This window comes from Desulfosarcina sp. (assembly GCF_041551955.1).
GTDB lineage: Bacteria > Desulfobacterota > Desulfobacteria > Desulfobacterales > Desulfosarcinaceae > Desulfosarcina.
In genome coordinates this window covers 1-12,695 of the sequence record NZ_JBFELV010000117.1, presented here as the reverse complement: position 1 = coordinate 12,695, position 12,695 = coordinate 1, and the positions used below count along the sequence as shown (strand labels likewise).

Below are 12,695 nucleotides of genomic sequence, written 5' to 3'. Positions count from 1 at the left end.
TTTTAATCCTGCCACAAGAGCGAGCAGAGAAAAAAATAGCATGGCCATGAAGCCCTGATGATAATCCGCAGCCGAGTAAAGGCGAATACCGTTTTCGATGGTTCCTGTCCAGGTGCGATCGGCAAGGTAACCAAAAAGAGGCTGCATCAAGGCGGTACCGATAAAGCAGCCGGTATTCACCACACTGACAGCCATGCCTGACAGTTCCGGATGGGCACTTTCCTTTGCCACAGCAAAGGTCAGCACAAAACCCGATCCCGAGAATCCCAAAATACCGAAGAGCAAGAACCCGACTATACCCGGGGACCAAGCGGTATACATGAATAGCAACCACGTAAGCGCATAGATGACAACGCTAAAAACGAGCAGGGGCTTGCGTTTCCCGATCCTGTCCGAGAACCATCCGAAAAAAAGGGACCCAACGGCGAAACTCAACAACATGACAGTAATATGGTCCGCGGCGTGTTCCCTGCCAAGCCCATGGACGTCCCTGAGATAAGGAACACCCCACAGACCCATAAACGAGTACAGGGCGCCAACCATGCCAAATTGGACCCAGAAACCGGGCCATAAACGGGATAACTTGACAACGCTTTTCAGATTTTGCAGCCAGTTTTGGGATATGGTTCTGTTGAGTGTGTTACTTGTATAAACATTCGGAGAATCAAATCCGAGATCTTCGGGCTTGTTTCTGACAACCAAATATCCGAGCAAAGCAAGGATCAACGATAGACAACCGATACCAATAAAAACGATTCGCCAAGCAAAAGTGGTCAAAAGAAGGGCCAGGGGCCCTGCCGCCAGTACAGAACCGAGATTGCCCAACAATAACGTCAACCCGCTCATGATGCCGAAGGCTTTTTCATGAAACCAGACCGAGTTGCTCTTCATGATACTTACGAAGACGACGGACACGCCAATCCCCACAAAGAACCTGCCGACGCAGGCCGTTTCAAACGATCCTGCCAGGCCGAAAATCAGCGATCCCGCACCGGCAACAATGTTCCCGGAAACTATTGACGTCCGGATTCCCAAAGTGTCTGCGACGACCCCTGAGGGAAGCTGCATGAAGGCATAAACAAAAAAGTAGATGGCGGACAGGGATCCAAGCTTGGTTCCGGTCGTGTGAAAATCCGACATCAAAAATTCGGAAACCACCCCGGGAGCCATACGATGAAAGTAAACCAGGATATACGTAGATATCAGTATGCCGAATATGAGCCATTTGGCCGTTTCGAACTGAAGATTCGGCTTGACGCCATCGACAACCATTTGCTTATTCATCCGTCGTCTCCTCGGAATTGGTCTACACCGGTATTCGTGGTGGCCTATTAAAAAGCAACCCTTCGCCGCCATGGGTGACCACGTTGTTTGGACAAACCATACTCGATGTTTTTTTAATTGAAAGCACCACACTTGAGACCAATCGAGAGAAAAATTCAAAGATTGCCTGGTCGTGCAGTTCATTTTCTTTTTCCACCAGTAGTTCCAACATCTCAACACCTCCTTGCTTTTGTGTTGACCAGCACCGTTTCCTTTTTATGGGTCAGCTCACCCAAAAGGGTTCGGTTAATAGGGTGGCGGGCCCCCTTCTCCTCTTGATTATTATTAGACTGAATATTATTAATCAGGAAATATTAAAATATGCGCAATAGTTGTGCATAAATGAACAGCAAGACCGAGGAACAAGCATGAATTTGAACTGGGACGACATGCGCTTTTTTCTGGCCCTATGCCGGTCGCATTCGTTTGTTGCCGCAGCCGAGGAACTCAAGGTAACCCATAGCACGGTTTCCCGTCGCATATCGGCTTTGGAGACGGCCTTGCAGACCCAACTTTTTCATCGCACGGAAAAAGGCTGCCGGCTCACACCGGCAGGAGAGGCGCTGATTCCCTATGCCGAACGGCTGGAGAGCACCGTCATCTACCTGGAGGAGCGTATCGCGGGACAGGACAATCAGTTGTCGGGATGCATCCGTATCGGGACACCGGACGGGATCGGGAATTGCTACCTGGCAGCCCGTCTCAGCCAGTTTCAATTCCATCACCCGGGTCTGGACGTGGAATTGATCCCCGTCCCCATGTATTACAGTCTTTCAAAAAGGGAAATCGACATCCTGATCACGGTCAAAAGGCCCCAGAAAGGCAATTTCATTGCCAGAAAATTGACTGGATACAAACTGGGACTCTTCGCAACAAAGGCATACTTGCAGGACCGGCAGGAAATAAACACAAGCGCGGATCTGCGCGGGAACCGATTCATTGGTTATATCGATGACCTTCTGTTCGATCAGGATCTGAATTTTTTGGATGAGTTTTACCCTGGGGTGAAAGCGAAATTCAGAGCCTCAACGGTCATTGCCCAGATGAATGCTGTACTAGCCGGATCTGGAATCGGCGTCATCCCCTATTTTATGGCCCATGGGAAAAAAGAATTGATACCCGTGCTTCCCGACCTGAACATTGAAAGAAGCTACTGGCTCCAGGTCAACCCTGATTCCAAGGAAATTGCCCGTGTGCGGACAACCATTGACTTTATGGTCAATCGGATTCAAACCGATAGAGATATTTTCCATTCAATGCCATTCGGTTGAACGATATTCGAAAAGATCAAAAAAGGATTCAGCAACAGATGAGACGCGGTCCAGGATATCGGGAATTTGTCACCTTGATGGCGGTTATGATATCCATAACAGCCTTGTCCATCGATATGATGCTGCCGGCACTGCCGGAGATCGGCAAGGACCTTCGTGTTGGCCACGTTAACGATGTTCAACTCGTTGTTACCGTATTGTTGTTCGGCATGGGAATCGGTCAGCTGCTTTTTGGCCCCCTTGCTGATTCATTTGGTAGAAAGCCCGTCATTATTATCGGTTTCGCTGTTTTTATCATCGGGTGTTTGTTCTCTATTTTTTCCAACCGGTTTGAGTTGATGATTATCGGAAGAATGATTCAGGGAATTGGCACGGGCGGACCACGAACGGCAATCATTGCCCTTGTCAGAGACCAATACGGCGGCCGGGCCATGGCCCGAATCATGTCTGTTGTGATGGCAATTTTTATTGTTGTACCGGCCATCGCACCGGCATTGGGACAGGCCGTATTGCTGGCAATGGGTTGGCGGGCCATTTTCGGCGTTTTGATGATTCAGGGGCTTGTCGCTTTGACTTGGTTTACTATCAGGCAGCCGGAGACGCTTTCCCGAGATGATCGCATTCCCTTTTCCAGCGGTCGGATTCTGGAGGCTGTCCTCGGGGTGTGTAACAATCGCCTCTCCATGGGATACACCCTCGCTTCTGGGTGCATCGCCGGAGTGCTGATGTCGTATCTGAGCAGTGCCCAACAGATCTTCCAGGAGGTGTACGGTCTGGGCAGGGAATTTCCGGTCTATATGGCCGCTTTGGCGCTCTTCGTAGGTGGCGCCTCCTTAGTAAATTCCCGCATCGTCATGCGATTCGGAATGCGGGTGCTGTCCTATCGAGCAATTCTGTTATTTCTCGTTCTGACCACGATTTATCTCGCGGTCACCTACCAAATGGGCGGTCGAACACCACTATGGTTGATGATGGTATTTTTCGCACCGTCGTTTTTCTGCATGGGGATACTCTTTGGTAATTTGAGTGCTGTCGCCATGGAACCGTTAAAGCACATGGCAGGCATCGGGGCGGCGATTATCGGATCGCTGTCCAATTTCATCTCTTCTTCATTCGGGGCCTTGGTCGGAAGGTGCTATGATGGGTCCACCCTTCCCCTTGCCTGTGGGTTTGTTATTTTGGGGACGTTAACGGCAATTGCCATGCGTTGGGCAGAAAATCCTCAGAAAATGACAGGATGACCGCGATTACCCCTTGTCGTGTCCCCATTGCATATGCGGGATGCCTAAAACAGGCACGATTACATTCATCTCAAACGTCCTGAGGAGCTAACCCGAAGAAGACGCGCCTCAGATTTCTGTTGCCCGGTCTTCGGATGAACTATTCCGAATTCACCTTGTCCCCAGCCTCACGCAGCCGGTCGCTGATGGCACCGGTCAGGTCGGCCGCGGCACCCAGCAGGTCAGCCACCTCGGTCTGCCCGTTCTCCCGGGCCTCCTGAGCCCACTTACGGTAGTCCTCGGCATGATGGTCATTGTGCTGAACCCAGTGATCCAATAATTTGACGAGCTTTTCTGAAAATGTCATCGGCGAGTGATGATCGTGCCCGTGCGGGTGGGCGTGGTCATGATCATGGTCGTGGTCATGATGATGAGACATACAAGTTCTCCTCGGTGTTGGTCAGGTGTTGGCAAATTGTTGACAGCCGCTCGTTTGTCCTCAATTTACGTCCCCCCCGGATTGAAGTCAACTAGTTGAAAGCCGCCATTTTTTCCAATCAGCACTTGCCTATGCCGATGATGGCCGATAAAACCATTATACGAAGGATGAATAGACCCATGGGCAACCGTCGTTTTTGGGGAACCCGTTCCCTCATTTTGATTACCGGTTTGATCGGGCTGCTTTCGGGCGCCACGGCGGGGGGGTTTTTCGCCTTCACCCGGGACCTACCCCAGATTCGGGAACTGGAGAATTTCGAACCGTCTGCCGCCACTCGAATCTTCTCGGCAGACCAGGTGCTGTTGGCCGAGCTGTTTCTTGAAAAACGGACGCCGGTCAGCATCGACAAGATCCCCAGGGACCTGAAAACCGCCCTGATCGTCACCGAAGACCGCCAGTTTTATACCCACAGCGGCATTGATCTGAAAGGCATTCTCAGAGCCGTGATCAAGGACATCATAGCCGGCCAGTTTGTGGAGGGTGCCAGCACCATCACCCAGCAGTTGGCCAAAACGCTGTTCTTATCACAAGAAAAGACAATAATCCGTAAGATCAAAGAGGCCATCCTGGCCGTACAGTTGGAACGGCGCTACACCAAGGACGAACTGCTGGCCCTTTATCTGAACCAGATCTATTTCGGCAGCGGCGCTTACGGTGTGGAATCGGCGGCGCAGCTGTTTTTCGGCAAGCCAGCCTCACAGATGGACCTTGCCGAGTGTGCCCTGATCGCCGGCCTGCCCAAGGCACCCTCCAGATACACCCCGCTGGTCAATCCGGACCTGGCGGAAAAGCGGCGGAACCTGGTGTTGAGCCTCATGCTGGACCAGGGCCTGATTACCGACGCTCAATACCGGTGGGCAACCAGCCAACCGGTGTTGAACGCCTCACGCACAGCAACCCCCGGGTTCGCCCCCTATTTTGTGCAGTACATCAGGCCGGCACTGGAGGCGGCCGTCGGCCCCAGCCTGCTATACAAAGGCGGCCTGACGGTGCACACCACATTATCCCAACGCCTTCAACAAACCGCCGAAGCGGCAGTGGAAGACGGCCTGGTCCGGCTGCAGCAGAGAATGCGTTCTACCGCCGGGCCGGAAGCCAGCCCCCAAGGGGCGCTGGTGGCCATCGATATCGGGACCGGCGGCATTCTGGCCATGGTCGGAGGCAGACATTTTTCCGAAAGCGCCTTCAATCGAGCCGTCGATGCCCGACGCCAACCGGGGTCGGTTTTCAAACCCATCATTTACGCATTGGCCATCGCCCGTGGGTTCACCCAGGCCAGTCTGGTGCTGGACGCACCGGTCGTGTTCAAGGGGGGAAATAAAGGTGAGGACTGGCAGCCGGAAAATTTTTCAAAACAATACCAAGGGGAGATGACCCTTCGCAACGCCTTGACCCACTCGAAGAATATTCCGGCCGTCAGACTCGTCGAAAGACTGGGACCATCGGCGGTGGTGCAGTTCGCCCACAAGTTGGGAATCGACTCACCGCTGTCCCCAAACCTGTCCATCGCCTTAGGGGCCGCCAACAGCACCCTGCTTGAAATCACCGCTGCCTTTGCCGTCTTTCCCAAAGGCGGCAACCATATCTCGCCCCATGGCGTCACGGAGATCATTGATAGAGAAAATGTGTCACTGTGGCGCGCCAGACCCGCCATCCGTCCCGTGATGACTGAAGCCGAGGCCGCCATCATGGTGGACATGCTCAAAAGCGTAATCGAGGAAGGCACGGGGAAGCAGGCACGACGACTCCATCTTCCCGTCGCCGGTAAAACCGGCACGACCAATGACTTCAAGGATGCGCTTTTCGTTGGATTCTCGCCAGCGGTGGCCGCCGGTGTGTGGGTGGGCATGGATGATTTTTCACCATTGGGCAATCAGGAAACCGGCGCACGGGCGGCACTTCCCATCTGGATCGACTTCATGGAGGCCACCCGATCCGAATCGACGGCGCTCTATTTTGACATTCCAGACCATATGAAAACGGTGTGGATGGATCCGGTGACGGGCCATGCGGCCGTGGATGGCGGCGATGGGGCGGTAAAAGCGCTGTTTGTCAGCGGAACGGAACCCAAACGGCGATAATGCCACCGGCCATCAGCCATCGGCATGGGAGGGAAGGTTGATTTTTCTCTTCTCCGGGTCGCTTTGCTGGCGGAAAAAAGTGGCAATGTGGCCGACCAGTCCCACCGTCTCGCAGCGAACCGATTTTTCTATCTGCTCGATCAGGTCCAGTTTCATCTCTTTTTTCTTGAAATCGACGAATTTAACCTTCACCAGTTCATGGTGGTCCAACGCGTCGTCCATGGCATCGGCCAACGATTGGGTAAATCCTTTCTGCCCCACGAAAACCACCGGTTTGAGAGGGTGGGCCACCCCCCGCAGAAATCGCTTCTGAAAACCTTTCAATTGGTCCATCGGAGCGCCTTTCTTATCGTCGCATCACGCGTTTATGAATAATGGCCACTTTGGCGGACATTCCGTCGACCTGTTTTTTGACGTCGGCGACATTGTTGTCCGTGCTGATGAAGATACTCTCGATGGCATCCACGTCAGAGCTCAGTTTAAGACTCGTCTGCTTGATCTCCATGACCTGTCCGCTCAGATGATACAGGAAACCGGTCACGCCAATCATCCAGATGGCCATGACGTAAACCTTCCACTCTTTTTTAATGCGGGCGACAATTGTCTCCATCATTTTTCCTTTATATTAAACGGTTGATTGGCCACCTGAAACGCTTTTCTAAATAGCTGACGTGGCGGCATACGGTATCGGTTATGTTGTTCGATTTCAAGCAATTTATAAGCAAATTGTTTTTGATCGAGGTCCGTGTTAATAGCGATGTAGACCGATGATAAGCGGGCATCGGTCCGACCGGCCACCCCGTCGATTTCATGAAATCCTCCCCCGTATTTAGAGGCCACCGATGGCAGGCACCCACGAAGAAACCGACTATTTCGAAGGCGACGACGGAACAACCCTTTTCTACCGCAAATATGTGCCGGAAAAGGAGCGGTTCCGGGTGGTCGTATCCCACGGTTTAGGAGAACATTCAGGCCGGTACGGGCATGTGGTCGACACCCTATGCCCAATGGGGGCAGCCCTGTGGGCAATCGACCATCGCGGCCACGGCAGAAGCCAGGGTATACGTGGACATATCCACGATTTCGACGACTATCTCAAGGATCTTAAGATACTGATCGACATGGCAGGAATGGATCGAACCGATGGGTTGCCGCTCCTTTTGCTGGGGCACAGCATGGGCGGCCTGATTGCGTTGGCCTTTGTCAGAAAACACCCCGGACATATCGATGGCCTGGTCGTCTCGTCTCCCCTGCTTGGCGTGCCCCAACCGCCGCCGCCACTGTTAAAAGCCGTTGCCCGCATCCTGTCCATGATCTGGCCGACCCTGTCTTTGAACAACCAACTGGATCCGACCCGCATCAGCCACGACGGTACCGAAGTAAGGGCGTACGTGCAAAGTAAATGGGTACACAGCAACATCAGCGCGCGGTGGTTTACCCGGTGCATGGCTGAAATTGAGGCCACCGGTGGCTCACCAGAGGCGATCGACACCCCCATCCTCATGCAGATCGCCGGAGACGACCACCTGGTCAGTGCTACCGCAGCCCTGACCTATTTCGACGCATTGACCGTGGCCGACAAAACCCTTTTCCACTATGAAAACCTGTATCACGAGATTTATAATGAGCGGTTGCCCGATCGGCAAAAAGTGCTGGCGGATTTGACGCAATGGGTGAAGGATCGTTTTTTATAGCAACAAATTTTGGGATTATTGAATTAACCAACTTCAGACACCCCACCTCGATTACCACCTGATTTTTTGCGCGTGTCTATGGGTTTCATCTGCAAGGCTTCAAGGGTGAAGCTGTAGCGCTTTACCGCGATCCCTTGGCAACGAAGCAGATAGAAGCCTTAGGCGTGGGCAACATTTAGGTATAGATCAGATTCAGATTAATCGGCGGGTACTTTCTGACCCCTGGCTTGGGAATCACGTGCTCCGCCCCGACGCTAAGCCAGTTCACGTCTGGATTGATTTCCCGCAGTTTGCCGTCATCCGGCGGGCGGGAGTGGTCGGTATAGGCGTAGGTGGCCTGGAAGATGCACACATTCTGGCGGCCTTTCTTCGCAATGACGAAGTTCTTCTTGAAGGTGGGCGGGGACATCTTCTGGGTTTCGGCAATATGTCGGACCTCGTCGTTGGAGAGGCGGACCAAGGCCGACTTTGAGACACCGCGTTCGGAAATGCGGTAAAGCGCCCGGGATTCGCTGCTGCCGGCATAAACGGTGGAGATACATGGAATCCGTTTAAGGTACTGGGCAGCCACCATTGCGGCCGTTCGCCGGCCGCCCACCATAAAGGGCATGCCATAATATTCGAAGAGCTTTCGCTGGGCCACTTCGGCGTATTTATCACCCTTCTCATAGAGATCTTTGGAGATGTATCGCAGGCTCTGGGCCAGATCTTCAGCTGCATCGGCGATGGGCCAGTCGATCCTTACATGATAGTGGGTCAGGCCATAGCGATTGGCCGAACGGGTGGTGGGGTCGCGCTGGATCAACAGCGCATAATCCACCGGCAACAGCAAATGGATGAAATCATAGAAGTGAACGGAGTCAAAGTATTTATTGGTCCGGTCGAACTTGTCGGGCAAGGGAAGCGCCTTGGATTCCAGCAGGTTTTTTTTGGTGGGCTTGTTGACATCGAAAAATCGGATGTACTTCTTGTGGGCTGCCGGAATGACGTCCTCCACGAAAATAACCAGGAATGTCTTCTGGCTCTCGTACTCGATTCCGGGAATCCTGGCACGGGGCTTGAGCTCCCTTTTTTCAATGAACGGATAGGGCAGTTTCTGGTCGGCAAACTTCTGATAGGACTGGATCAGCGCATAGTCGACCATGAACTGATCCAACTCGTCCCTGAGCAGTTCGTAATAAGAACGACGCAGGCGGTTGAACTGACTGAGTTCTTCTCTGACACTCCAAAAGGCCACTGCAATTCCTCTCAGTCTCGGGCGGATTGTGGTTTGGGTGGTGTGGAAGACAATGCCCCGGATACTATTGATATTCTTAAATAACACGATTACTCGTTAGGGTCAACGGCTGTCAGGTGTTTTTCTATTCAGTTTTTCCATCCAGCGGTAGATCGTTTCCCGATACCTGATCCCCAGCACCGCCACCAGCAGCGTCACCCCAAAGGCCACAGCAAAGAAGGCGTAGTCTTTTTGGAAGAGGAATTCTCCCTGGATGCTCAGCATCAAGGTGCCCGGCATTCTGCCAATCGAGGCGATCAGCAAAAACGCCTTGAGGGGAAGTGCCGTGACTCCCAGAAACAGGCACAGATAATCTTTGGGAAAGCCCGGAAAAATAAAAAGAATGAGCAAAACGATGATGCCTTGCCGCTTCAGCAGATTGTCGAAACGCGTCAGGGTATGGGGCGGGATCCAGCGCCGGACATACCGGCGGCCGAGGAACCGGCCGACGGCAAAGTTAATCCAGGAGCCCACGGCCAACGCCAGGCTGGAATAAATGAAGCCTCTGGTGGCACCGAATATGTATCCGCCGATAAATCCGGTGGCCTCACCCGGAACCGGCGCCAGAACCACCTGAAGGATCTGAATCGACATGAAGGCCAGCGGCGCCCCGCGGCCAAAAGCGGCGACGAACCGCTCAACCTGGTCACGGTCCGAGATCCACCGGTAAGCCGTCATCAGACCGGTGGCGATTTCATGGCGAAACACCAGCACCGACAACAGAACACCCAGCAGGAAACAGGCAATCCAGAACCACTTCTTTGCTTTACCTGTTTTCAATGGCCTACCATGAGAACAAATGTGAATAGGAAGGTGACCGGCTTCAGCGATCTGTCAAGGCCGCCACACCGGGAAGGATTCTCCCCTCCAGGAACTCTAATGACGCACCGCCACCGGTTGAGATATGGGTCATTCGATCGGCCAGACCCGCTTTTTCCACGGCCGCTGCCGAATCACCACCGCCGATCACGGTAATGGCGCCCTTGTCCGTGGCGGCGGCCATGGCCCGGGCCACGGCATAGGTGCCGACGGCTGTGGCATCAATTTCAAACACCCCCATCGGTCCGTTCCATACGATGGTTCGGGCATCGGCAAGAATGCCAGCGAACTGCGACACGGATGCCGGCCCGATATCGAGGCCGAACCCGTTAGGGGGAATGGCGTTAACGGGTACGGCAGACAATTCGCCGATGGTTCTGGCGTCAAGGTCCAATCGCCCGGTGCACATGCAGTCCACCGGCAGGACCAGTTTTTCCCCACCCTTGTCCAGCAAGGCGCGGGCAAGGTCGACTTTGTCGGGCTCTACGAGAGAATTGCCGATCTCCAACCCATTGGCCTTGAAAAAGGTGTAGGCCATGCCGCCGCCGATGATCAGTCGGTCCACTTTGGGCAGCAGGCTGTCGATGACGTCGATTTTTCCCGAAATCTTCGCCCCCCCCAGAATGGCCACGAAGGGCCGTTTGGGCGCATCCAGGGCTTCACCCAGGTAAGCGATCTCCTTCTCGATGAGAAATCCCATGGCGCAGCGGTCTATGAAGTGGGTTACGCCTTCGGTAGAAGCATGGGCCCGATGGGCGGTACCGAAGGCGTCGTTGACATACACGTCTGCCAAACGGGCCAGGCTGCGGGCGAACGTCTCGTCGTTGTCCGTCTCGGCCTTGTGAAACCGTAGATTCTCCAGCAGCAGCACCTCACCGGCCGATAGGGCCTGAGCGGCTTCTTCGGCGGAGGGCCCGATGCAGTCGTCGGCAAATGCCACCGCTTGTCCAAGCAGCTTTTCCAGTGCCAGGGCGCAAGGTCTTAAGGAAAGTTCGGGCAACCGCTTTCCCTTGGGGCGCCCCAGATGAGACATCAGAATCAGGCGCCCGCCGCGTTCCAGGATATCGCGGATGGTGGGAAGGGCCGCCCGCAACCGCTTGTCGTTGGCAACCTGTCCCTTTTCCAGCGGGACGTTAAAATCCACCCGCATGAGCACGCGGCGACCGTTGACGTCAAGATCGGAAACGGTAAGTTTTGCCATGGTTTCTCCTTTGCTGAAAAGCCCTGTATGGGATCAATACGCTTCGCAATTCCTTCAACTACAAGCGCCAAACCTTAAAACAATCGACCCATAACAACGCTCAAATCTCAAATAAATTTCTAATGGCAATATCCAAATCCTAAAAAAGGCCCAAAGCCAACCGTTTATTGGAATGTTGATCTCTCCACGATTGATGATTGGAAAGCCCCTTTTCCAAGATCAAAAAGTTTAGAATTTTGAATTTGACTATTGTAATTGATTTGTCATTTGGGGTTTGGCTGTGATGATTTATCTTTCTTTTGTTTTTGAGCGTTCAAGGCCTTTTTCCGGGACCAGCGCTCAAAAAACCCCACCCTGCCGGATTCGTATGCCCGGTCCACCATCTCCTGGCGAACGGTGATGCCGGCCTTGTCCGACATGGCTTTTCTCAGGCATTCGGTCTTGTAGTAACAAGGCATGCAGGATTCCGGCGTCTCTCTCAAGCCTTCGGCCCCCATGGGAAAGACGCTTTCAAGGTCTGCAAAACAAGGAGGAAATTTTTTCTGGTCCACGGTCATCGTTATTTCTCACGAGATTGTCTCATCATTCGGTTGCACCGCTCGTCAGGTGCGCTACCGGGCGTCAACGGCGGCGTTGATACTGGCCATGTGGCCATGATCGGCAAAGCTGAAGTAGCCTTCGGTGCCGATGATCAGATGTTCATGAACGGTGATGCCCATGACCCCGCAGGCCTGAGCGAGCCGCCGGGTGATGGCCATGTCATCGGGCGATGGCGACGGGTCCCCGGATGGATGGTTGTGGGCAAAAATCACGGCGGCTGCCCGATGGGCCAGCGCGGCCACCACTACCTCGCGCGGATAGACGGCACTGGCGGTAATCGTCCCGGTGAAAAGGGTTTCGGCGGCAATCACCCGGTTTTTGGCATCCAGGTAGACGGCCACGAAGCACTCTCTTTTTTTATCACGGATGGTTTGATTGAGATAGTCGAAAAGTTCCCGCGAGTTGCTCAAGGTCTCTTTTCCCTCAAGCCGCTGCTGAAGGTAGCGTCTGGAAACAGCCGGGACCAGCTTCAGCCCCAGCAAATTGATCGGTCCGATGCCCGGCACCTGGCAGAGGTCTGCCGGCGCGGCACTGAGGACGCCCTGAAGGGTCTTGAATCGGCTCAAGGCCGCTTTGGCCGCATCCTTGCAATCCTTGCGGGGCGTGCCCAATGTGAGCAGCAATTCGATGACCTCATAATCGGCAAAACCGTCAAGTCCGGATGTCAGAAACCGGTCGCGCAGTCGCTTCCGGTGACCTTCTCCCTTGTGG

Annotated in this window: 15 protein-coding genes; 4 read left to right on the top strand and 11 right to left on the bottom strand. The window is 53.8% G+C overall.

Annotation, left to right across the window (positions count from 1 at the left end):
• Both ABYV26_RS11005 and ABYV26_RS11000 read right to left on the bottom strand, forming a co-directional pair.
• Positions 1 to 1,284 (bottom strand): MFS transporter (locus ABYV26_RS11005; protein ID WP_372680940.1); only part of this gene is annotated, 1,284 nt, incomplete at its 3' end.
• A 22-nt stretch (positions 1,285 to 1,306) separates the two neighbouring features.
• Positions 1,307 to 1,495, bottom strand: a complete 189-nt coding sequence (locus tag ABYV26_RS11000) for a hypothetical protein (protein WP_372680939.1) — start codon at positions 1,493 to 1,495, stop codon at positions 1,307 to 1,309.
• Between the two features lie 196 nt (positions 1,496 to 1,691).
• On the opposite strand from ABYV26_RS11000, the gene ABYV26_RS10995 reads away from it, so the two are divergent.
• Both ABYV26_RS10995 and ABYV26_RS10990 read left to right on the top strand, forming a co-directional pair.
• A complete protein-coding gene (locus tag ABYV26_RS10995) occupies positions 1,692 to 2,594 on the top strand; it encodes a LysR family transcriptional regulator (protein ID WP_372680937.1) in 903 nt (300 codons plus the stop codon).
• Positions 2,595 to 2,632: 38 nt separating this feature from the next.
• Positions 2,633 to 3,835 carry a multidrug effflux MFS transporter gene (locus ABYV26_RS10990; RefSeq protein WP_372680935.1) on the top strand — a complete coding sequence of 401 codons (1,203 nt, stop codon included), beginning with the start codon at positions 2,633 to 2,635 and terminating at the stop codon, positions 3,833 to 3,835.
• Positions 3,836 to 3,974: 139 nt separating this feature from the next.
• Here ABYV26_RS10990 and ABYV26_RS10985 read toward each other — a convergent pair whose 3' ends face one another.
• Entirely contained in the window at positions 3,975 to 4,253 is a 279-nt protein-coding gene (locus tag ABYV26_RS10985) for a hypothetical protein (protein ID WP_372680934.1), read from the bottom strand.
• Between the two features lie 179 nt (positions 4,254 to 4,432).
• On the opposite strand from ABYV26_RS10985, the gene ABYV26_RS10980 reads away from it, so the two are divergent.
• Positions 4,433 to 6,394, top strand: a complete 1,962-nt coding sequence (locus ABYV26_RS10980; RefSeq protein ID WP_372680932.1) for a penicillin-binding protein 1A — start codon at positions 4,433 to 4,435, stop codon at positions 6,392 to 6,394.
• A gap of 12 nt (positions 6,395 to 6,406) precedes the next feature.
• Here ABYV26_RS10980 and yhbY read toward each other — a convergent pair whose 3' ends face one another.
• Genes yhbY through ABYV26_RS10965 form a run of 3 tightly spaced genes read right to left on the bottom strand, consistent with a single transcriptional unit; the run spans position 6,407 to position 7,234 of the window.
• Positions 6,407 to 6,727, bottom strand: a complete 321-nt coding sequence (gene yhbY, locus ABYV26_RS10975) for a ribosome assembly RNA-binding protein YhbY (protein WP_372680931.1) — start codon at positions 6,725 to 6,727, stop codon at positions 6,407 to 6,409.
• Between the two features lie 13 nt (positions 6,728 to 6,740).
• Positions 6,741 to 7,004: a hypothetical protein gene (locus ABYV26_RS10970; protein WP_372680930.1), complete on the bottom strand. Its 264-nt coding sequence runs from the start codon at positions 7,002 to 7,004 to the stop codon at positions 6,741 to 6,743.
• Complete coding sequence (locus tag ABYV26_RS10965; protein ID WP_372680929.1) at positions 7,004 to 7,234, bottom strand: hypothetical protein; 231 nt, start codon at positions 7,232 to 7,234, stop codon at positions 7,004 to 7,006. Before ABYV26_RS10965 ends, ABYV26_RS10970 begins: the two co-directional genes overlap by 1 nt.
• Positions 7,235 to 7,236: 2 nt before the next feature.
• On the opposite strand from ABYV26_RS10965, the gene ABYV26_RS10960 reads away from it, so the two are divergent.
• Positions 7,237 to 8,088 carry a lysophospholipase gene (locus tag ABYV26_RS10960; RefSeq protein ID WP_372680927.1) on the top strand — a complete coding sequence of 284 codons (852 nt, stop codon included), beginning with the start codon at positions 7,237 to 7,239 and terminating at the stop codon, positions 8,086 to 8,088.
• Positions 8,089 to 8,263: 175 nt separating this feature from the next.
• On the opposite strand, the gene ABYV26_RS10955 is transcribed toward ABYV26_RS10960, so the two are convergent.
• The 5 genes from ABYV26_RS10955 to radC form a co-directional block, all read right to left on the bottom strand.
• A complete protein-coding gene (locus ABYV26_RS10955) occupies positions 8,264 to 9,325 on the bottom strand; it encodes a hypothetical protein (protein ID WP_372680925.1) in 1,062 nt (353 codons plus the stop codon).
• Positions 9,326 to 9,427: 102 nt separating this feature from the next.
• A complete protein-coding gene (locus ABYV26_RS10950; RefSeq protein ID WP_372680923.1) occupies positions 9,428 to 10,144 on the bottom strand; it encodes a TVP38/TMEM64 family protein in 717 nt (238 codons plus the stop codon).
• 43 nt (positions 10,145 to 10,187) lie between these two features.
• A complete protein-coding gene (gene pgk, locus ABYV26_RS10945) occupies positions 10,188 to 11,384 on the bottom strand; it encodes a phosphoglycerate kinase (RefSeq protein WP_372680922.1) in 1,197 nt (398 codons plus the stop codon).
• 263 nt (positions 11,385 to 11,647) lie between these two features.
• Positions 11,648 to 11,941 carry a hypothetical protein gene (locus ABYV26_RS10940; protein ID WP_372680920.1) on the bottom strand — a complete coding sequence of 98 codons (294 nt, stop codon included), beginning with the start codon at positions 11,939 to 11,941 and terminating at the stop codon, positions 11,648 to 11,650.
• Between the two features lie 54 nt (positions 11,942 to 11,995).
• A partial coding sequence (radC, locus tag ABYV26_RS10935; RefSeq protein WP_372680918.1) for a DNA repair protein RadC occupies positions 11,996 to 12,695 on the bottom strand: 700 nt, incomplete at its 5' end.

Excerpts from the sequence above, each read along its gene's own strand:
- ABYV26_RS11000 (WP_372680939.1), bottom strand. The coding sequence starts at position 1,495 with ATGTTGGAACTACTGGTGGAAAAAGAAAATGAACTGCACGACCAGGCA.
- ABYV26_RS10995 (WP_372680937.1), top strand. The coding sequence starts at position 1,692 with ATGAATTTGAACTGGGACGACATGCGCTTTTTTCTGGCCCTATGCCGG.
- ABYV26_RS10990 (WP_372680935.1), top strand. The coding sequence starts at position 2,633 with ATGAGACGCGGTCCAGGATATCGGGAATTTGTCACCTTGATGGCGGTT.
- ABYV26_RS10985 (WP_372680934.1), bottom strand. The coding sequence starts at position 4,253 with ATGTCTCATCATCATGACCACGACCATGATCATGACCACGCCCACCCG.
- ABYV26_RS10980 (WP_372680932.1), top strand. The coding sequence starts at position 4,433 with ATGGGCAACCGTCGTTTTTGGGGAACCCGTTCCCTCATTTTGATTACC.
- yhbY (WP_372680931.1), bottom strand. The coding sequence starts at position 6,727 with ATGGACCAATTGAAAGGTTTTCAGAAGCGATTTCTGCGGGGGGTGGCC.
- ABYV26_RS10970 (WP_372680930.1), bottom strand. The coding sequence starts at position 7,004 with ATGGAGACAATTGTCGCCCGCATTAAAAAAGAGTGGAAGGTTTACGTC.
- ABYV26_RS10960 (WP_372680927.1), top strand. The coding sequence starts at position 7,237 with ATGGCAGGCACCCACGAAGAAACCGACTATTTCGAAGGCGACGACGGA.
- pgk (WP_372680922.1), bottom strand. The coding sequence starts at position 11,384 with ATGGCAAAACTTACCGTTTCCGATCTTGACGTCAACGGTCGCCGCGTG.
- ABYV26_RS10940 (WP_372680920.1), bottom strand. The coding sequence starts at position 11,941 with ATGACCGTGGACCAGAAAAAATTTCCTCCTTGTTTTGCAGACCTTGAA.